The organism is Halorubrum sp. DM2, assembly GCF_901686465.1.
Classification (GTDB): Archaea; Halobacteriota; Halobacteria; order Halobacteriales; family Haloferacaceae; genus Halorubrum.
In genome coordinates this window covers 1726532-1746413 of record NZ_LR594487.1, presented here as the reverse complement: position 1 = coordinate 1746413, position 19882 = coordinate 1726532, and the positions used below count along the sequence as shown (strand labels likewise).

Annotated in this window: 18 protein-coding genes; 9 read left to right on the top strand and 9 right to left on the bottom strand. The window is 71.4% G+C overall.

Features of this window, described 5'->3' with window-relative positions; genetic code table 11:
* Positions 1–20 precede the first annotated feature (20 nt).
* Positions 21–275 carry an antitoxin VapB family protein gene (locus tag QOL69_RS08880; RefSeq protein WP_283404229.1) on the top strand — a complete coding sequence of 85 codons (255 nt, stop codon included), beginning with the start codon at positions 21–23 and terminating at the stop codon, positions 273–275.
* Positions 276–354: 79 nt separating this feature from the next.
* Here QOL69_RS08880 and serA read toward each other — a convergent pair whose 3' ends face one another.
* Complete coding sequence (gene serA, locus QOL69_RS08875; RefSeq protein WP_283402890.1) at positions 355–1959, bottom strand: phosphoglycerate dehydrogenase; 1605 nt, start codon at positions 1957–1959, stop codon at positions 355–357.
* A 171-nt stretch (positions 1960–2130) separates the two neighbouring features.
* Between serA and QOL69_RS08870 the strand changes: the two genes are divergently transcribed.
* Both QOL69_RS08870 and QOL69_RS08865 read left to right on the top strand, forming a co-directional pair.
* Positions 2131–3432 (top strand): hemolysin family protein, encoded by a 1302-nt coding sequence (locus tag QOL69_RS08870; protein ID WP_283402889.1) that lies wholly within the window; start codon positions 2131–2133, stop codon positions 3430–3432.
* Positions 3433–3571: 139 nt separating this feature from the next.
* The gene (locus QOL69_RS08865; protein ID WP_283402888.1) at positions 3572–4402 is read left to right on the top strand and encodes a DUF7504 family protein; all 831 of its coding nucleotides are present in this window, start codon (positions 3572–3574) and stop codon (positions 4400–4402) included.
* Positions 4403–4468: 66 nt separating this feature from the next.
* Here QOL69_RS08865 and QOL69_RS08860 read toward each other — a convergent pair whose 3' ends face one another.
* The 3 genes from QOL69_RS08860 to QOL69_RS08850 form a co-directional block, all read right to left on the bottom strand.
* A complete protein-coding gene (locus QOL69_RS08860; RefSeq protein WP_283402887.1) occupies positions 4469–6004 on the bottom strand; it encodes a HEAT repeat domain-containing protein in 1536 nt (511 codons plus the stop codon).
* Positions 6005–6093: 89 nt separating this feature from the next.
* Positions 6094–6678: an RNA 2',3'-cyclic phosphodiesterase gene (gene thpR / locus QOL69_RS08855; RefSeq protein ID WP_283402886.1), complete on the bottom strand. Its 585-nt coding sequence runs from the start codon at positions 6676–6678 to the stop codon at positions 6094–6096.
* Between the two features lie 354 nt (positions 6679–7032).
* Complete coding sequence (locus tag QOL69_RS08850) at positions 7033–8808, bottom strand: excinuclease ABC subunit C (RefSeq protein WP_283404228.1); 1776 nt, start codon at positions 8806–8808, stop codon at positions 7033–7035.
* Positions 8809–8933: 125 nt separating this feature from the next.
* Here QOL69_RS08850 and QOL69_RS08845 point away from each other — a divergent pair, with 125 nt between their 5' ends.
* The 3 genes from QOL69_RS08845 to QOL69_RS08835 all read left to right on the top strand — a co-directional run bounded on the left by QOL69_RS08845 (position 8934) and on the right by QOL69_RS08835 (position 12303).
* On the top strand, positions 8934–10559 hold the full coding sequence (locus QOL69_RS08845) for a methyl-accepting chemotaxis protein (RefSeq protein WP_283402885.1): 1626 nt from the start codon (positions 8934–8936) through the stop codon (positions 10557–10559).
* Between the two features lie 140 nt (positions 10560–10699).
* A complete protein-coding gene (locus QOL69_RS08840; RefSeq protein WP_283402884.1) occupies positions 10700–12097 on the top strand; it encodes a cytochrome P450 in 1398 nt (465 codons plus the stop codon).
* On the top strand, positions 12094–12303 hold the full coding sequence (locus QOL69_RS08835) for a hypothetical protein (protein ID WP_283402883.1): 210 nt from the start codon (positions 12094–12096) through the stop codon (positions 12301–12303). The genes QOL69_RS08840 and QOL69_RS08835 overlap by 4 nt, the downstream gene beginning before the upstream one ends.
* A gap of 368 nt (positions 12304–12671) precedes the next feature.
* Here QOL69_RS08835 and QOL69_RS08830 read toward each other — a convergent pair whose 3' ends face one another.
* The 3 genes from QOL69_RS08830 to mdh form a co-directional block, all read right to left on the bottom strand.
* Complete coding sequence (locus QOL69_RS08830) at positions 12672–13220, bottom strand: 2'-5' RNA ligase family protein (RefSeq protein WP_283402882.1); 549 nt, start codon at positions 13218–13220, stop codon at positions 12672–12674.
* A 12-nt stretch (positions 13221–13232) separates the two neighbouring features.
* The gene (locus tag QOL69_RS08825) at positions 13233–13421 is read right to left on the bottom strand and encodes a DUF7554 family protein (RefSeq protein WP_048077690.1); all 189 of its coding nucleotides are present in this window, start codon (positions 13419–13421) and stop codon (positions 13233–13235) included.
* A gap of 89 nt (positions 13422–13510) precedes the next feature.
* The gene (gene mdh / locus QOL69_RS08820) at positions 13511–14425 is read right to left on the bottom strand and encodes a malate dehydrogenase (protein WP_283402881.1); all 915 of its coding nucleotides are present in this window, start codon (positions 14423–14425) and stop codon (positions 13511–13513) included.
* 108 nt (positions 14426–14533) lie between these two features.
* Here mdh and QOL69_RS08815 point away from each other — a divergent pair, with 108 nt between their 5' ends.
* The 3 genes from QOL69_RS08815 to QOL69_RS08805 all read left to right on the top strand — a co-directional run bounded on the left by QOL69_RS08815 (position 14534) and on the right by QOL69_RS08805 (position 18554).
* Positions 14534–15127 (top strand): DUF7474 family protein, encoded by a 594-nt coding sequence (locus tag QOL69_RS08815; RefSeq protein WP_283404227.1) that lies wholly within the window; start codon positions 14534–14536, stop codon positions 15125–15127.
* A gap of 165 nt (positions 15128–15292) precedes the next feature.
* Positions 15293–16654 carry an MFS transporter gene (locus tag QOL69_RS08810; RefSeq protein WP_283404226.1) on the top strand — a complete coding sequence of 454 codons (1362 nt, stop codon included), beginning with the start codon at positions 15293–15295 and terminating at the stop codon, positions 16652–16654.
* A gap of 82 nt (positions 16655–16736) precedes the next feature.
* Positions 16737–18554, top strand: coding sequence for a histidine kinase N-terminal 7TM domain-containing protein (locus QOL69_RS08805; RefSeq protein WP_283402880.1), 1818 nt, complete (start codon positions 16737–16739; stop codon positions 18552–18554).
* Positions 18555–18654: 100 nt separating this feature from the next.
* Here QOL69_RS08805 and QOL69_RS08800 read toward each other — a convergent pair whose 3' ends face one another.
* Both QOL69_RS08800 and QOL69_RS08795 read right to left on the bottom strand, forming a co-directional pair.
* A complete protein-coding gene (locus tag QOL69_RS08800) occupies positions 18655–19398 on the bottom strand; it encodes a DNA polymerase sliding clamp (protein ID WP_048077693.1) in 744 nt (247 codons plus the stop codon).
* A gap of 61 nt (positions 19399–19459) precedes the next feature.
* The gene (locus QOL69_RS08795) at positions 19460–19804 is read right to left on the bottom strand and encodes a hypothetical protein (RefSeq protein ID WP_048077694.1); all 345 of its coding nucleotides are present in this window, start codon (positions 19802–19804) and stop codon (positions 19460–19462) included.
* Positions 19805–19882 lie beyond the last annotated feature (78 nt).

Below are 19882 nucleotides of genomic sequence, written 5' to 3'. Positions count from 1 at the left end.
GTCGGGCCGCGGAATTTCATATACACAAACCCACACACAAACACGTCACGGGAACGAAGACGATCGGGGTCACGGAGGAAGTGTACGACAGACTCCGCGCTCGGAAGCGCGACGACGAGAGCTTCACCGACCTCTTCGACCGGCTCATCGACGAGACGGGCGGCGACCGGCGCGACGGGTTCGGATCGCTGTCGTCCGGGGAGGCCGATTCGCTCCGCGAGGCCGCCGATCGATCGCGGCAACGGTTCGATCGGGCTGAGTCGCGGCGACAGTAGCGGGCGATCGACGGTTCTCGGACGACCGCACCCCGGTTTCGTCGGTCCGCGACGATTCCGGTTCCGTCGGTCCGTGACGCTATTCGTCTTCGCGCGCCTCGGCCGCGTCCAGCGTGATCTCAGTGATCTCGATCACGCGGTCGTCGGCGAGGAGGTCGTCGAGCGCGGCGTCCGGCACGTCTTGGTCGAGGTTGTAGACGGTGAGCGCCTCGCCGCCCTGCGTCTCGCGGCCGTTGAACATCCCGGCGATGTTGACGTCGTGGTCGCCGAGGACGGTGCCGATGAGGCCGATGACGCCCGGCTCGTCGGTGTTGCGCGCGACGAGCATGTGCCCGTACGGGACCGCGTCGACGCGGAACCCGTCGATCCGGACGATGCGGGCGTCCCCGCCGGCGAACAGCGTCCCCTCGACCGCGATCTCGTCGTCGCCGTTGCGGACGGTGACGCGGACGAGGCTCTGGAAGTCGTCCGTCTGTCGCGTCTTCGACTCGGTCACCTCGATGCCGCGCTCCTCGGCGAGCCGCGGCGCGTTCACCGCATTCACCTGCCACTCCAGCGGCTCGAAGACGCCCTTCAGCGCGCTCGCCGTGACGAGGTCGACGTCCTCCGCGGCGATGTCGCCCTCGTAGGTCGCCTCGACCTCGGTGATCCGGCCGTCGAGGAGCTGCGCGGCGACCTTCCCGGCGGTCTCGGCCACGTCGATGTACGGCTCGATCCGGGGGAACGCCGTCTCGTCGACGGAGGGCGCGTTGAGCGCGGTGAGCACCGGCTCGTCGTTGAACGCGGCGAGGACGGCCTCGGCGGTGTCGACCGCGACGTTCTCTTGGGCCGCCTCCGTCGACGCGCCGAGGTGCGGCGTGAGGACGATCTCTTCGACGTCGAGCAGCGGCGAGTCGTCGGGGAGCGGCTCCTCGGCGAACGAGTCGAGGGCAGCGCCCGCGAGGACGCCGTCGTCGACCGCCTCCGCGAGCGCGTCCTCGTCGACGATGCCGCCGCGGGCGCAGTTGATCAGGTAGCCGCCCTCCAGTTGGGCCAGTTCGTCCTCGCCGATCATCCCCTCGGTCTCGGGGAGCAGCGGCGTGTGGATCGTCGCGAAGTCCCCCCGCCCGAGCGCCTCGTGGAGGTCCTCGACGAGTTCGGCCCCAAGTCGTTCCGCGCGCTCCTCGGAGATGTACGGGTCGTAGACGACCAGATCCATCCCGAGCGAGTCGAGCCGCTTGGCGACTTCCTGCCCGACGCGGCCGAGACCGACGATGGTGAGCGTCTTGTTGTTCACCTCGGTCCCGAGGAACTCGCCTTTCGCCCACTCGCCGCCGACGAGGCGGCCGTGCGCCTGCGGGATCGAGCGCGCGACGGCGAACGTCATCGCGACGGTGTGTTCGGCGGCGGCGCGGACGTTCCCCTCGGGCGCGTTCGCGACGATGACGCCGTGGTCGGTGGCGGCCTCGATGTCGATGTTGTCGACGCCGATGCCGGCGCGGCCGACGATGACGAGGTCGGCGGCGGCCTCGAAGACGGCCTCGTTCACGTCGGTTCCGGACCGCACGATCAGCGCGTTGGCGTCGGAAACGGCGTCGAGTAACGCGTCGCCCTCGCTCTCGTAGTCGGTGACGACCTCGTGGCCGGCGTCTCGGAGTCGGTCCAACCCCGCGTCAGCGATGGGGTCGGTCACGAGTACCTTCATGCCGAAACGCACCCGCGGCGCGGGGTTAACGCTTTCCTCATCGCGCCGTTTTGCCGGCCGATCGGATCCCCGATCGTGGGTATCTACCTCTCCGTTTCGGGTGGAGAGTGCGCGTTCGTGAACACCGCCGCCGCCGGTACTGCCTTTTATACGCGGCCGCATGCTCGGGACATGGACTTCACGATCGCGTTCGTCGGCGTCGGAGCCATCCTCGTGCTCACCGCCGTGAGCGCCTTCTTTTCCAGTTCGGAGCTGGCGGTGTTCTCCGTGCCGACCCACCGGATCGACTCGCTCGTCGCCACCGACGTCCCGGGCGCGCGGGCGCTGTCGGCGCTGCGCGACGACTCGCACCGCTTCCTCGTCACCGCTCTCGTGAGCAACAACGTCGCCAACATCGCCGCCGCCTCGGTCGCGACCGCGGTGTTCGTCCGGTTCGGCTTCTCCGGCGGCGAGGCGGCCACGGGGTCGACGCTCGTCACCTCGGTGTTCGTCATCGTCTTCGGCGAGATCGCGCCGAAGTCGTACGCGGTCGCCAACGCCGAGAAACACGCGCTCCGGGTCTCCCGGATCGTCGTCGCGATCCAGCGCGTCCTCCGCCCGATACTGTACGTGTTCGAGGCGCTCTCCGGCGTCGTCAACCGCTTTACCGGAGGGTCGTCCGACATCGAGTCGTACCTCACCCGCGAGGAGATCGCGACGCTCGTGCGCTCCGGTGAGGCGGCCGGCGCGCTCGACCCCGACGAGGGCGCGATGATCCGGGGGGTCCTCGATCTGGAGACCACGACCGTCGCCGCGGTGATGGTCCCCCGCACCGACGTGGTCGCGCTCCCCGACACGGCCACCCCCGCGGACGCGCTCTCGCGGGCCGCGAGCGAGGGCGTCACCCGGATGCCCGTCTACGGCGAGAACCGCGACGACGTGGTCGGCGTCGTCGACGTCCGCGACGCGATCACCGCCGACCGGACCGGGGCCGACCTCGCGAGCGCGCTGCGGGAGCCGACGTTCGTCCCCGAGACGAAGCCGCTCGACGAGCTGTTCGCGGAGATGCGCGCGAGCGAGGCGCGGATGGTGATGGTGGTCGACGAACACGGCGCGGTCGTCGGGATCGCGACGCTGGAGGACCTCTTCGAGGAGGTCGTCGGGGAGCTGGTCGGGCGGTGGGAGACGGACGCCGTCGACCTCGTCGCACCCGACGCGGCCGTGGTCCGCGGCTGGACGACGGTCTCGCATCTCAACGAGACGCTCGGGCTCTCGCTTCCCGCGCAGGCGGGTGCCGAGACCGTGGCGGGACTCGTCACCCGCCAGCTCGGCCGGCTCCCGAAGGAGGGCGACCGCGTCGCGGTCGGCGACGTCACCCTCGCCGTCACCGGCGCGACCGCGACGCGAGTCACTCGAGTCCGGGTCGAACACGCCGACGAGAACGGGTTCGCCGTCGTCGACGGAACCGGTGACGGATCGGTCGATACCCCGTGATCGCCGTCTTCCCGCCCGCTGCCGTCGCGACCGCCTTCCTTACCGCCACCGTCACGGTCGGGACCGCCCGCCCGGCGCGAACACACGTAACACAACATACATGCGTCCCCGAGGAGTCTCGGGAGACACGTTCTCGATCATGGTGAGCCGCTGGGCGTGTGGCCGGTGCGGGTTCGTCGCGTGGACGCGGGACCGGTCCGGCATGTCCGAGGTGACGGGGTCACACCTGCTCGCGCACCACTCAGACGCGCTCTCGAAGTCCGACTTCCGCGTGAGCTGGGACTGCCCGTACTGCGCCACCGCCAAGACCGCCTACGACACCGACGGCGCGGTCGACGAGTTCAAGTCGCACCTCCACGGCCACGCCACAGACCGCATCGCCGACGGCGTCCACGTGGCCGACCGGGTGGGCTGGGACGGCGTCGTCCGGGTCGACGCCTCTCCGACCGGCGGCGAGGCCGACGCGCTCCGGGCCCACTTCCACGGCGCGGCGGGGCTCGTCGTCGCCGTGACGCCCGCCCCGGAACGGTTGGTCCGCACGCTCGACGAGCGCCTCGCGTCGTGGCCCCGCCGGACGGTGATCGTCAGCACCGGCGAGTACGACTTCGAGGCGACGCCCGACGTCGACTTCGAGGGTCTCAACGTCGAGATCGTCGAACTCGACCCGCGGCTCTCCCCCGACGAGGTCGGCGAGACCGTCTCGCGGATCCTCGACGCGAACCACGAGCGCGGCGAGCGCGTGTCGCTGGAGGTGAGCGTCTTCCACCAGATCGTCGCCGCCTTCGACGTCGAGCGCGCGGTCGCGTTCGTCCGCATGCTCGCCGCGCGCCTCGCCGACGCCGGCGGGGTGTTACAGCTGTACGTCGACGCCGACGCGGACCGCAACGTCGCCACCGTCCTGAACTTCCTCGACGAGACGATCGATCTCACCGTCGCGGTCGACGGCGACCGGTTCGTCCGCCGGCCGTGAGCGCGGCTGGCGGGCTCGTTCTCCCGGTCCCGCTGTAGCTCCGCCGCGGCCCCTCCGGTCGCGCGCCTACTCGCCGTAGCTCTCGGTGTAGTCCGCGGGCCACCGGACGTAGACGTACTCGACGTGTCGGTCCGCGGCCGCCTCGACGACGGCCCGCTTGAACCGACGCAACACCGCTCGGGCCCGCTCGCGGGCGGCCTCGGAGGCGGTCCCGTCGCTCGCGAGCGCCCGGAGTTCTCGCTCGACGTCGACGCCCAGCGGGGACCCGGTCGCGTCGTCCGGTTGCTCCTCCGCGCCCGGAGCCCTCTCCGTCCCGTCCGCCGAGACGATCCGCGGCAGGTACGCGGCCGCGAGGTCCGCCACCAGTCGGTCGCGGTGGTCGAGCGCGTCGATCAGCCACTCGACCGCCGCCGACCGGTCGGCCGCGGTCGGGTCCGCGGCCTCGAGGAGTTCGCAGTACAGCCACGCCGCGTAGCGCCGCGTGTCGGCGTCGGGCACTCCCGCTCCGGCGACCCCGTCTCCGGTTCCCGCCGCCCGATCGGCCGCGGTCCGCTCCGCGGCGACCGCGCGGAACGCCGCGAGCAGCCCGTCGCTCTCGAAGGGGCGCTCGGTCAGGAGCCGGTCGCGCACGTCGCCTGCGGGGACGGCGTCCGCCTCGGCGACGACCGCGGCGACGGACGCCGCGGCGGCCCGGCGCACCGCCTCCGAGGGGTCCTCCAGCGAGCCGAGCAACACGCCGGTCGCGTCCCGCCGGTCGAGGTCCCCGAGCCGCTCGACGACGGCGAGCCGGAGCCGCTCGTTCCCCCGGCGCGCCGCGAGCGCGAGCAGTTCGACTGCCTCGTCGGTGTCCATCTCGACGAGCGCGTCGACCGCGGCGCTGCGAACGAGGTCGTTCGGCGCGTTCACCACCGGCCGGACCGCCTCGACGTTCTCTCCGCCCACCCGAGCGTACCCGCCGACGGCCCGGGCGCGGACCCGCGCGTCGTCGTCGTCGAACGCCTCGCGGAGCCGGGACGCGACGCTCTCGTCCCCGACGACGCCCAACCCGGTCGCGCCGACCATCCGATACGCGGCCCGGTCGTGGTCCAGCCACCGCGCGAACGTCCCGGCTGCGCTCCGTCCCGGATCCCCGTTCCCCTTCCCGCTGCTTCGTCGCTCGCCGCTCCGTCGCTCGGCGATCCGCCTCGCCAGCCGGTCGACGTTGTCGTCGCCGTGGAAGTACAGCGACTCGATCGCCGCCGCGCGGACGCCCTCGTCGGGGTCGTCGAGCGCGGTCCCGAACAGCGCCTCGACGATCCGGTCGCGCTCGGCGCTCATCGAACTGGAGGGGTTGCCGAGCGCCTCGGCGGCCTCCCGGCGCGCCGAGGCGTCGAACCGCCGGTCGAGCCGCGCCATCGCCGGTGGTCGCCCGTCGTCCGTCCGGCCGGGCGGCCGATCGTCCTCAGTACGGCCGCCGTCAGCGCGGGCGCGACGGTCGTCGCGGTCACGTCTGGCGTCGCGGTCACGTCTGGCGTCGCGGTCACGTCTGGCGTCGCGGTCGCGCCCGGCGTCGCCGCTCTCCGTCGGCTCCGAGGGTCCTCCCGTCCGCGGCCCGTCGTCCATCTGTAGACACCTCACCGATCCGGTACGTTAAACGCACGGGCGCGATTATCTTCGATGAGAATTCTCCGTCGAACGTGGGGTCGATCGCGTCAGTCGAGTCCGAACGCCCGGACTACGTCGTACTCCGGCCCGGACGGCGTCAGGGTCGACTCGATCAGCCGGATCTCGCCGACCGAGAACGTTCCGACTTCCGGCTCCTCGGCGTCGAGCGCGCTCCGGACCGCCTCGGCCCCGGTCGCGTTCTCGACGCGCGCCAGCGTGACGTGCGGGGTGAACGCGTGGTCGGCCGCGTCGACGCCGAGCGCGGTCGTCTCCGCTTCGAGGGCCTCGTGGAGAGCGGTCAGTTCGGCGGCACCCGCGCCGACGCCGGCCCAAACGACCGAGACGTACTCGCGGCTCGGGAAGACGCCGAGCCCCCCGACCTCGCAGTCGAACGGAGCGACGCCGGCGCGGTCGACCGCGCGCTCGCCGGCGGCGATGACGCCGTCGAGGGCGGGACGGTCGTCTCGATCCGAGCCGTCGCCGTTGCCGATATCGCCGCAGAACTTCAGTGTCGCGTGCGCCCGTTCGGGGTCGACGGTGTTGACTCCGGGGGTGTCCGCAAACGCGGCCTGTGCGTCCGCGACGGCGGGCGCGAGGGCCTCCGGGAGGTCGACGGCGAAGAACGCGCGCATACGGCGTGTACGATCCCGGTTCAAAAGAGATCGGCGGTGGCGACGCTCGCGACGGCTCGACCGTACGATGATGTTCTCGTTTATAAACAGTTGATCGACACGGACACCGCCGAAGCCCCAGCCGGGAGGCGGGCAGACGCTCGTTGCGCTCCTCGCTCGTTCGCTCCGCTCACTCGCTGCGGTGCTTACGTCGCCTCTGCCCGCCTCCCGGCTGCCCCTTCGAGTCCCGCCCCGCAACAGCACCTCACGCCTCCCCAGCCTCGTCGGCGGCTCCCGGTGGTCGCCGCCGACTCCCTCGCGCGACGCTGCTCGGCCGCAAGGCGGCCTCGCAGGCGCGCGCCACCGCAGACTGGTTTATAAACGCTCCCGGAGCGTGTCGGCGGTCGCGTCGCCGACGCCGTCGACGTCGGTGAGGTCGTCGCGGGAGGCCTCTCGCACGTTCTCGACCGAGCCGAACCGCCGGAGGAGGCGGCGGCGGGTCTCGGGACCGACGCCCGGCACGTCGTCGAGGACCGTCTTCACCTCGTCGCGGACGGTCTGGTGATAGGAGACGGCGAAGCGGTGCGCCTCGTCGCGCACGCGCTGGAGCAGGTGGAGTTCGGGGGTGTCGTCGTCCCATCGGCGGGTCCCGGTCGGGGTGACGACCAGCTCCTCGGCCTTCGCCAGCGCGACGACGGGCACGTCCCAGCCGGTCTCGGCGAGCGCGTCGCGGGCGGCCCCGAGCTGCCCCTCGCCCCCGTCGATCAGGAGGAAGTCGGGGTCGGGGCGGTCGTCCTCGCCGGCGAGCGCGCGTTCGGCGCGCCACCGGACCAGCTCGCGCATGTTCGCGTAGTCGTCGTTGCGCTCGGTGAGCTTCTTCCGCCGGTAGTCCGCGGTCTCGGCGCTCCCGTCGACGAAGCACACGTCGGAGCCGACGACCGCGGTCCCCTGTGCGTGGCTCACGTCGAACCCCTCGATCCGCTCGGGGCGGGCGATCCCGAGCCGCTCGCCGAGCGCACCCACGGGGTCGTCGCGGCCGCCGCGCTTCCGGGCGTTCTTCAGGGCGAGCTCGACGAGCTTCGCCTCGCGCCCGGCCCCCGGCACCCGCACCGCGACCCCTTCGCCCTCCAGCCAGTCGACCACGTCCGGGTCCGCGGGACGCTCCGCGAGGAGGATCGCGTCCGGGAACTCCCGCTCGGCGTAGTACTGCGCGAGGAACGCCGCGAGGACGGCGGCCGGGGTGTTCGCCGTCCCGTCGCTGGCGTCGTCGCCCTCGCGTCCGTCGTCCCCCACCGCCGCCGCGTCCAAGCGGTGTCGGCTCCGGTCGACCAGCTGCCCGCGCTCGCTGTGGAGGCGGGCCACGCGGGCGTCCTCGCCCTCGACCGCGGCCGCCAGCACGTCGACGGTGCGGTCGTCGCGCCGGTCGCTGACGGCCTCGCCGCCCTCGCCGTGGAACGCCTCGACGGCTTCGAGGCGGTCCCGGAGGTTCGCGGCGCGCTCGAACTCGTTGGCCTCGGCTGCGGCCTCCATCCGCCGCCGGAGGGGGTCGGCGAGGACGCCCGTCTCGCCCTCGAAGAACCGGCGGGCGGTCGCCACGTCCTCGGCGTAGCTCTCGGGGTCGATCTCGCCGGTACAGGGCGCGGAGCAGATCCCCATCTCGTAGTCGAGGCAGGGCCGCTCGCGCCCCTCGTACTTGTGGTCCGAACAGCCACGCAGCCGGTACTCGTCTCGGACCGCCTTCACCACCGTCTCGACGCGCCCCACGTCGGTGAACGGGCCGTAGGCGACCGCGCCCGCCTCGGGGTCGCGGGTGACCTCGATACGGGGCACCTCGTGGTCGGAGAAGGCGACGAGGGGGTACGACTTGTCGTCTTTCAGCCGGACGTTGTACCGCGGGCGGAGCCGCTTGATGAGGTTCGCCTCCAAGAGGAGCGCCTGCGTCTCCGTGTCGGTGACCGCGAACTCGATCCGGTCGGCGCGCTCGACCATCCCCCGGATCCGCCCGGAACGCGGGTCCGCGTACGACCGCACCCGGTCGCGGAGATCGAGCGCCTTCCCCACGTACAGCGTCGTCTCGCCCTTCCGGAACTGGTAGACTCCCGGCTCCGTCGGGAGGGTTCCGGCCCGCTCGCGCACCGCGTCGGCGTCCATCGGTCTCGGATCGCCGTAGCCGCCGAACGCGTTTGAACGCTGCGGGCGGCCGGTCTCAGTGATTATCAAACCTGAGTTCCGGGGACGAGCGTTTATGCGGATGCTGTCGAGAGGGACACGCAGTTATGAGGGGACTTCGGGAGACGTTCGGGCGGCTGATCGGTCGTGATGGGGGCTCGCAGTCGGTCACTGACGGCGGCGTCGTCGTCGAGGGCGACGGCTCCGGCGGGCCGACGGACGGCGACGCCGCGGCCGACGACGGCGGCGTCGCGTTCGACGAGGGATACTCGGTCACCAACGAGCAGGGCGTCAACCGCGCGGCGACGCTCTCGGCCGCGGGCTTCGAGCAGGTGTTCAACGCCACCGGAGTGCCGACGTTCATCCTCGACTGCGAGGGGAACGTCGCGGAGTGGAACGACCCGATCGCGGAGCTCACCGGCGTCGACCGCGAGGACGCGGTCGGACACGCCCACGTCTCCGAGCTGTTCTACCCCGACGGCCGCCGGGCCGACACCCTCGCCGACAAGGTGCTCGACGCCCCCGCCGACGCCGACGAGGCGTACGGCGTCGACCGCGTCGGCGGCGCGCAGACCCGGTTCCGCGACACCAGCACGATGGTCGACCGCCACGGCGACGAGAAGCACATCGAGTTCACGGCGACGCCGCTGTACGACGACGAGGGCGGACTCGTCGGCGTCACGGAGGTCGTCATCGACCGGACCGAGAACGTCAACGACCGCGACGCCACCGGCGAGCTCGTCGACGAGATCCGGGAGACTGCGGAGGCGATCGGCGAGGGCGACCTCGACGCCCGGGCCACGCGCCGCGCCGCCTTCGAGCGGCTCGACGCCGACCTCGTGCGCGTCGTCGACGTGGTCAACGAGATGGCCGACAACCTCGATACGCTCTCCTCGGGCGTCCACGAGAAGGCGCGCGACCTCGACGCCACCGTCGACGAGGCGAGCGCCGCGGCCGCCGACATCGCCCAGAACGTCGACGAGCAGAACGAACTGCTCGAAGAGAGCGTCTCGGAGATGCAGTCCTTCTCGGCGGGGATGGAGGAGGTCGCCGCGACGGCCGACGAGGTCGACTCCGCCGCGGTCGCCGCCGCCGACGCCGCCGACGAGGGGCTCGACGCCAGCGAGGACGCGCGGCGGGCGACCGAGGACGTCGTCGAGATCGGCGACGAGCTGGTCGAGAGCGTCGGCGCGCTCTCCGAGCGGATGGACGACATCGAGGAGGTCATCGAGGTGATCTCCGACGTGGCCGAGCAGACGAACCTGCTCGCACTGAACGCCAACATCGAGGCCGCCCGCGCCGGCGAGGGCGGGGACGGCTTCGCGGTCGTCGCCGAGGAGGTGAAGAAGCTCGCGGACGAGACCCGCGGCTACACCGAGGAGATCACGGAGAGCCTCGACAAGCTTCAGGCGCAGTCCGCGGAGACCACGACCGCCGTCGAGCGCTCCCACGACCGCATCGAGGACGCGGGCACCGAGATCGAGACGGTCCTCGACTCGCTCGAAGAGATCGCTGACGCCGTCGACGAGGCGGCCGCGGGCGTCGCGGAGGTCGCGCGCACCACTGACGACCAGGCGGCGACCGTCGAGGAGCTCACCTCGTCGCTGGAGGCGGTCCGCGAGCGCTCCGACCGCACCGAGGAGGCGACCCAGCGCATCGTCGACGCCACCGACGACCAGGAGGCGGCCGTCGACGAGCTGATCGCCCGCGTCGAGCAGCTCGACGCCCGGTAGTCACCGCGGTCCCCTCCGCGTCCGCGACGCCCTCGTTCCGTCTCGATCACCGCCGCTTTCCTCCGTCCGAACCCCGTCGCGTCCCGCGTCTCTCCTTCGCTCCGCCGAACGTTTAACCCCGCTCAACCCCCAGAAATCGTATGTCAGTCACGCCGCCCGGACCCCTCGGAGACCCCGTGTTCGGGAACGGTCGCCAGTTCGCCGACGACCCGTTCGGGTTCCTCCGCGCCTGCGCCGACAGCTACGGCGACGTGGTGCGGCTGGATCTGGGCCCCCGCGAGACGTACCTGCTCACGAACCCCGCCGACGTCGAGCGCGTGCTCGTCGCCGACGCCGAGCGGTACCGGAAGCCCCAGTTCGGCGACGACGCGATGGACGCCTTACTCGGCGACGGGCTCCTCATGAGCGACGGCGACACGTGGCAGCGCCAGCGCAAGCTCGCGAACCCCTCGTTCCACAACCGGCGGATCGGCGCGCTCGACGGGACGATGGTCGATCACACCCGGTCGCAGCTCGCCGACTGGCGCGACGGCGACGTCGTCGACGTCCAGCTCGAAGTCGCCCGGCTCACCGTGAAGATCATCGTCTCGGCGATGTTCGGGGCCGACATCACCGACGAGGAAGTGAAGACGGTACAGGAGAACCTCGAACCGCTCGGCGCGCGGTTCGAGCCGGACCCCCGCCGGTACCTGATCCCGAACTGGGTGCCGACCCGCGAGAACCGCGAGTTCGACGCGGCGATCGACACCCTCGAATCCGTCATCGACGGGATCGTCGACCGCCGCCGCGGCACGGAGCGCGACCCGAGCGTCGACCCCGCCGGCTCCGAGGGCGTCGCGGTGCCCGGTCCCGCCGGCGACGGCGACGGCGACCTGCCGATGGACCTGCTGTCCGTCCTGCTCCGCGCCCGCGACCGCGGCGAGCAGACCGACGAGAACCTCCGCGACGAGCTGGTCACCATGCTGCTCGCTGGCCACGACACCACCGCGCTCGCGCTCACCTACACCTTCTACCTGCTCTCGAACCACCCCGAGGCCCGCGAGCGAGTCGAGCGCGAGGCCGAGGCGGCGACAGCTGAGGGTCCCCCGACCGCGGCCGACGTCCGCGAGATGGAGTACACCGAGCGCGTGCTCAACGAGTCGATGCGCCTCTACCCGCCCGTTTACACGCTGTTCCGCGAGCCCAAGCTCGACGTGAAACTGGGGGGGTACCGGATCCCGGAGGGGTCCGCGCTGATGGTCTCCCAGTGGGTCGTCCACCGCTCCGACCGCTGGTACGACGACCCCGAGGCGTTCGATCCGGACCGGTGGCGACCGGAGCGTCGGAGCGGGCGGCCTCGGTTCGCGTTTTTCCCGTTCGGCGGCGGTCCGCGCCACTGTATCGGGAAGTCCTTCTCGCTGCTGGAGGCGAAGCTCATCCTCGCGGAAGTCTGCTCGCGGTTCGAACTCGATTACGAGGGGCCGGACCTCTCCCTGCGCGGCTCGCTGACGATGCACCCGAACCACCCGGTGCCGATGCGGCTCCGCGAGCGACCGTGACGGCGGACGCCGGCGGCCGCGACGGGACCGACGGAGCGGACGCCTACTGCGCTCGCTGCGGTGACCCCCTCTCTCGCGGCCTCGTCGCCGGCGAGCAGCGCGCCTGCTGTCTCAACGCGACGCCGATCGCCGGGGTCTGTCCGACCCACGGACCGGTGGGACCGCACCACGCGGTCGACGAGCCGGACGCGACAGATAGCGCGTGAGCGACTCTACTGAATCGGTTTGCTATTCTTTCTACTCGATTCGGCGGTGGCGCGTGCCTCCGAGCGGTCGCCCCCGGCGACCGCAAGGAGCACCGCGCGAGGGAGTCAGTCGCCGGAGCGAAGCGACGGCGACTGACGAGGCTGGGGAGGCCTGAGGTACGATTGCTGTGCGGGGCGGGACTCGAAGGGGCAGTCGCGAAACCGCCACAGGCGACGCAAGCACCGCAGAGAGTGAGCGGAGCGAACGACCGAGGAGCGCAGCGAGCGTGTGGCGGTTTCGCGACTGGGGCTTCGGCGGTGTCGGTCACCGAGCTACAAACGACGTATCGGTGAGCGACCGCATCGACGAATCCCGCTCCGCGAACGACCTATAACTCGATTGTCGCCGCGACCTCGCGGAACTCGGGATCCCACACGTCGAGCGCGTGGACGCGCCACCGGATCGGCTCGAACGCGGCGTCCACCACCCCCGCGACCGCGCCCGGCTCGGGGTTCCCGCCCCGCGCCAGCGTGACGTGCGGGACGTAGTCGTCACCCTCGATCCCCTCGACGGCTCCGAACGCGGCACAGAGCCGCCGGTGGAGCCGGACGAGCCCCTCGCTCTCGACCGTGAGATACACCACCGGGCGCGACCCGGAGGCCGGCACGTCGAAGACGTCGACGCCGGTCACGGCGACCTCGAACGGGTCGATTTCCGCGAGCGGGCGACCGAGCCGGCCGCGAAGTCGGTCGAGGGCGTCGTCTTTCGTCGGCGTCGCGCCGGCGTCATCGTCCGGGTCGCGCACGTCGTCGACGCCGAACCGCTTACAGACGAGCGTCCGGCGCTCGCGGACCGTATCGAAGCCCTTCAGTTTCGGGTGGAGATCGGTCGCGAGGCGGTCGACTCCGGGAGAAAGCGGGACGTTGAGGCTGAACACGTCGCCGCTAGATTAGATCCGGTCCGCGAGGTGTAAGGCGATCACGACGACGAGCGCGATCCCGATCAGCGTCGGGATGGCGTCGAACACCCAGAAGGCGATGTCGAGGACGGTCTCGACGATCTCCACGAGAAGCCATACCACGACGAGCAGCAGGACGAGTTTCAGCAGGTCGTCGGTGTCGATCTCGGCGCGGTTCATGCCGTACCGGGCGCGGGGCAGCGATAAAAGCCCGGCGGGTGGCGGTCGCCGCGGCGGTCCGACCGAGTGCCCGGACGCGACCGCGTCCGCTACGCGATCTTCTCGTACTGCTCGGAGAGCTTCTCGGCGGCCTCGTCGAGTAAGTCCGACTCGTACTCGTCGAGGTCCCACTCGACGACCTCTTCGACGCCGTCCGAACCGAGCTTCGCGGGCACGCCGAGCGCGGTGTCCTCGTAGCCGAACTCGCCGTCGAGGACGACCGAACAGGGGAGCACCTCGCCGGTGTCGTTCAGGACGGCCTCGACCGTGTGAGCGACGCCGGTGGCGGGGCCCCACTGCGTGGCACCCTTCCGGCTGATCACGTCCATCGCGGACTCCTGGAGATCGCCGAGGATCTCCTCGCGCTCGTCGGCGTCGAACGCCGGGTCGTGACCGTTCACGCGCACCTTCGAGAAGACGGGTGCCTGCGCGTCGCCGTGTTCGCCGAGGATCGTCGCCTCGACGTTTGTGACGGGCGCGTCGAAGCGCTGCGAGAGGACGTAGCGGAAGCGCGCGGAGTCGAGCCGCCCGCCGAACCCGATCACCTTGTGGCGGTCGCGGTCGCCCGCCTCGTACAGGTGGCGGTTGAGGAGGTCGACCGGGTTGGAGGTGGTGACCGTGACGAAGTCGTCGTTGTGCTCGGCGAGCTGCGAGCCGATGTCCTCCATGATCGGCGCGTTGTCGCCGGCCAGATCGAGCCGCGTCTGGCCCTCCTTGCGCGGGATACCGGCCGTGATCACGACCACGTCCGAGCCGGCGGTGTCCGCGTAGTCGCCCTGCCGGACGGTCGTGTTCGAGTCGTAGGCGACGCCGTGGTTCGCGTCGGCGGCCTGTCCGATCGTCGTCTCGCGCTGGTCGGGAATGTCGACGAAGACGAGCTCGTCGACCACGTCCCGTAACGCGAGGTTGTAGCCGGCAGCGGCTCCGACGGTCCCCGCCGCACCGATAACGCTGACCTTTGTCATACCGTCTGTAGTCGCGTCCGGGCGGCGAGTAAACGTTTCGGAACCCCGAGAACGTTCGTGACCGTCGTCGCGAAACCCCTAACTCCCGCGGCGTCGAAGGGTCGCGTCGTGCCGACGTTCCGCTACCCGTGTCCCGGCTGTCGGACGACCAACAGCCTTCACGACGCCGACTGCGAGTTCGAGGGCGTGAGCTGGCCGACCGTCGAGAAGGCGTACACGGACCTGCTGTCGGTGCTCTCCGCCGAGCCGGACGGGCTCTCGGAGGCGGCGCTGCGGGACGCGGTCCCGGCCGACTGGGGCGGACTCCACAAGGCCGCGCTCGGCGCGCTCCGGCGCGATCAACGCGTCGTCGAGGACGGCGACCGCCTCCGGCTGCTCACCGCCGCGGAGTTCAAGGAGCTGGTCTCCGAGCCGACCCGCGAGCCGATGCGGACCGTCTACGAACACGGCTCCGTCCCGGGCTGTCACGACAACGCCGTCTTCGCGATGGTGGCGTGGTACGAGATGGTTGGGCTCTCGTGGCCGGAGACCCGCGAGAACGTGATCGAGTGGCTCCGCGAGTCGGGCGCGTGGGACCGCGGCGGCTTCGAGGAGTCGACGCCCGAGGAGCTCGTCGACGCCAAGCGCCACGTGTACGACGAGGGATACGGCTGGAAGGAGAAGGGACAGTCGGCGAAACGCGTGATCGAGCGACACCTGTAGCCCGGTCCGATCGGTGGCGGCCGTTCTCACTAGCGGCGACCGTTCCCACCGGCGACTCCCCGCCGACGACTCCTCGCCGACAACGACTCCCCGCCGGCACCGGATTTTTAAGTTCGCACGCGGCGTCTCGCAACCGTGACACACCCGGAAGCGGGCGCGGCGTCGATCGGGGACGACGCGACGGAAACCGCCGACGCCGCAAGCGACGACGCCCCGCGGTCCTCGGCGGTCGAAAACCCCCGGCGCGCGCTCGCGGTCGTGATTGGCGTCGTGTTCATCGACCTCGTCGGCTTCGGGATCGTGATCCCGATCTTGCCCTTCTACGTGCGGTCGTTCGGCGTCAGCGACGCCTTCATCGGGCTGCTCGCGGCGTCGTACTCGCTCGCGCAGTTCCTCGCGGCCCCCACGCTCGGCCGGCTCTCCGACCGGATTGGTCGCCGCCCCGTCCTGCTCGCGTCGCTCGCGGCCGCCGGCGTCGCGTGGGTGACGTTCGGCTACGCCGGGGTCGCGGGGGCGCGGTTCGGTCCCGCCGCGGCGCTGGCGACGCTGTTCGCCTCCCGGACGCTCGCGGGCGCGATGGGCGGCAACATCGCCGCCGCGCAGGCGTACGTCGCCGACATCACCCCCCGAGACCGGCGCGCGGGCGCGCTCGGACTCATCGGCGCGGCGTTCGGACTCGGCTTCGTCTTCGGCCCGGCGATCGGCGGACTGCTCGCCGCCGACCCCGTCGTCGCCCGCGCCGACGCGCTCCTCCCGGCGTTCGTCCCGGCGACGGCGTACTCGCTGCCGAGCTTCGCGGCGGCCGGCATGAGCCTCCTCGCGGTCGCCGTCGGGTTCGCGTTCCTCGACGAGCCGACACGGACGCGCCCCGCAGGAGCGGTCGACGGCCGGTCGACGACGGTGATCGGGCAGTTCCGCGACGCGCTCGCCTCCGCGACGCTCCGGCCGCTGACGGTCGCGTACTTCGTCGTCGCCGTCGCGTTCGCGGGCGTCCAGGTGATGTTCATCCCGTACGTTGCGGACGCGTTCGGTTACGACGCGACGGCTGCGGCGTTTTTACTCACCTACGTCGGCGTCCTCGGCGCGATAAATCAGGGCGTCCTCGTCGGGCGGCTCTCGCGGGTCGTCCCCTCGCGGACGCTCGTCGCCGCCGGATCGGTCGTCCTCGCGGTCGCGCTCGTCGCGATCCCCGCGTCCGGGTTCGTCGACCGCGCGACCGGCGACCTCGCGGTCGGCGGCCCGGCGTGGCTCACGCTCCCGCTTATCGCGCTGCTCGCCGCGCTCGCGGCGCTCTCGCTGGGGAACGCCCTCGTGAACGTCTCGCTGGCGACGCTCGTCTCCGCGTCGGCCGACGACGCGGCGCAGGGGGCGGCGTTCGGCGTGACGCAGGGCGCGTCGAGCCTCGGGCGGACAGTCGGGCCGCCGCTGATGGCCGTCCTCTACACGGTCGCCGTCGCGTCGCCGTTCCTCGTCGGCGCGCTCCTCCTCGTGCCCGTCGCCGTCGCGTTCGCCCGCCGGACCGGCTGACGAGTGGCTGGGCCGGCTGACGAGCGGCCGATCCGACGCCGCACGACAGTTTTACGCCGTCCGTCGCCGTCATATGGAACACATGCCCCTCGATCTCGTCCCCGCGTGGCCGGCGGTCGGTTCGCTCGCGGGCGGATCGGGGGCGCTCGCGCTCGCGTGGGCGATCCGCGAACACCGCGGCCGCCCCGGCGTCGACTGGTTCCTCGGCGTGTTCGCCGCGCAGGCGACGTGGTGTCTCTCCTACGGGACGGGACTGCTCGTCGCGGACCCGACGCTTCGGGTCGCGCTGGAGGCGACGATGTGGCTCGGCGTGATCTGGACGGGGATCGCGTTCCTCGGCTTCGCCCTAGAGTACACGGGCCGCAGCGACGTCGTCCGCAGCCGCCTGTTCGCGGCGATCGTCGGGTTCGGGCTCCTCTCGTCCGCGCTCGTCGCCACGAACTCCCTCCACGGTGCCTTCTGGACCGGTCTCGCCCGCGACCCCGCCTTCGGCGTCGAGACCGTCTCGTACGCGTTCGGCGCGTGGGCGTACCTCACCGTCGCCGTCGAGACCGTCCTCGTCGCCAGCGCCGTCTTCCTGCTGGTCGACACGCTGCTCAGCTACGGCCCGCTGTACCGCCGGGAGAGCGCGGCGGTCGCGCTCAGCTCGCTGCCGCCCGGGTTCGCCCTGGTCGCGTGGACGCTGGAGCTCGGCTCAGTCCCCCAGCTCCAGCTCGCGCCGCTGATGTTCGTCCCGCACATGGTCCTCGACGCGTACGCGTTCAACCGCGCGGAGATGTTCGACCGGAACCCGACGACTAGCCGCGCCGCCGAGCGCACCGCGATCGACGACCTCGCGGACCCCATCGTCGCGCTCGCGCTCGACCGCCGCGTCGTCCGGCTCAATCCCGCCGCCGAGGCGGTGCTGGGCGTCGACGCCGAGACCGCGCGCGACCGCCCGCTCGCCGACTTCCTGGAGCTCCCGGTCCGGGTCGGCGACGACGCCGTGGTCGAGTCGGGAGGCGGCGAGTCCGGTGTCGACGAGGAGGCGGGCGGCGGCTCCCGCGAGACGGTCCGGATCGACGCCGGGAGCGCCGGCCGCCGCACCTACGCGGTGTCGGTCTCCCCGCTGACCGACCCCAACGAGACGCACGTCGGATACACGGTCGTTCTCTCCGACGTCACCGAGCGGGAGCGCCGCCGGCAGCAGCTGGAGGTGCTCAACCGCATCCTCCGTCACAACCTCCGGAACGACGCCGGGGTCGTCCACGGGTACGGCGAGATCCTCCGCGACCGCCTCGACGACCCGGAACTGGTGCGGATGGCCGACGCCATCGAGCGCCGCGCGGGCGCGCTGGCCGCGCTCGGCGAGAAGGCCGGTACGGTCGAGCAGCTCCTCGCCGACAGCGACCCCGAGCCGACGGACGTCCGCGACCTCCTGCGTTCGGTCGTCGCGGACGCCCGCGAGCGTGACGGCGACGCGACCGTCGAACTCGACGTGGACGGCGCTGAGCGCGAGGGCGACGAGGCGGGCTGGACCACGAACGTCAGGCCCGACGCGCTCCGCGCGGTCGTCGAGAACACCGTGGAGAACGCCGTCGACCACCACGACGGCGAGGGGACCGAACGCGAGGACGGCGGGACGTGGGTCAGGGCCTCACTCCGGCGGGAAGCGAGAGCCAGCGGTGATGACGACGCCCGCTTCGTCCTCACCGTCGAGGACGACGGTCCCGGCATCCCGGACCACGAGGTCGAGGCGGTCGAGTCCGGGCGGGAGACCGCCCTCGAACACGGCTCCGGGCTGGGGCTGTGGGTCGTCGCGTGGGGGGCCGCCGCGATCGGTGCCGACGTCGCGTACGCCGACCGGGAGCCGCGGGGGACGCGGGTGCGGGTGTCGATTCCGGTGGTCGTGGCCGAGTGAGGATATCGATTCCGACGGCTGCGTGCGATGCGGCGAGCGAAAAACGAGAGGGACGCCGACTTCGAAACGTGTGATTTTGAATCGGCCGATTTCGACCGCTTCAGTCGCTCTGGATGCGGGGCGCGAGCATGAATGTCACGTTCCCTAACCCCTCCGCGAACCCGTAGTGGAGCTTGACGGGGAACTCCTCGCCGAGTTCGACGGTGACCTCGGCGTCCGAGGGGATCGCCTTGTTCATGTCCTTGAGGTAGTCGAGCGAGAACAGCGAGTCGGCGGCCCCTGCGGTGAGCGCGATGAGGTCTTCGCGGTCGAGCTTGAGGTTGACGTCGTCGGTGTCCCCCTCGGCCTCGATGTAGAACGCCTCGTCGCTCTCGTCGACGCGGAGGCGGATGTGATCCGAGACCATGTCGGCGGCCGTGATCCCGCGGTCGAGCTGGGCACCCTCGACGACGATCTCGGAGGCGAGATCGAGGTCGGGGATGTCCGGCTCCTGCCGGATCGAGTCGGGGTCGATGAGCGCGAGGGTGTAGCTCAGGCCGTCGATCTCGATGTGGAGCTTGCGGGTCTCCTCGTCGAGTTCGAGGTGGATCAGGTCACCCGAGTTGGCCATCCCGGCGATGTCCTCCAAGCGGGCGAGGTTGACGCCGATGACGCCGCCGTCGGCCTCGTAGGACTCGAACGCCGCGGCCTCCAGCGTGAGGTCGACCATGCCGACGTTGGCGGGGTCGACGGCGCGGATGGAGAGCTCCTCCTCGTTCAGGCGGATCTTACACTCGTCGACCAACACGCTCACCGAATCGAGCGCGTCCTGAAACGTCGACGCGCCCACGATGGCCTTGAACATATACGTTCAGCTTGGGCGGTATCCCCTAAAAAGACACCCGATCGGGCCGGCACGGAAACGCTCAAAGCGACCGGATGAGGCGGCCGACGACCACCGCGAGCGTCACGACGGTTCGCCACAGCCGGAGCCGTTCGAGCCGGTATTCGAGCGGCTCCGACTCGTCCGAGTCGTCGTCGCCGGCCGCCGTCTCGGACTCGCGGTCTCCGAGCCCCTCGCCCGCTTCCGAATCGGGCGGCGGATCGGTGGATCGATCCCGGTCGGTCCCCGATTCGCGGGCCGTCCGTTCCGCGTCCGGCTCTCCGTCGCTCGCTCGCCCGCCGCTCGGGCGCTCGTCGCTCGGATCTTCCTCGCTCTGCGCTGGTTCGGCGTCGATGCCACTCGGCGTCGGCAGCGGGTCGTCGATCATGGTCGCTCTCGGCCGGGAATCCGGCCGTACGAGACGATATGCCGTTAATTCATAAATAAACGAGCCGAACGCAAGGCG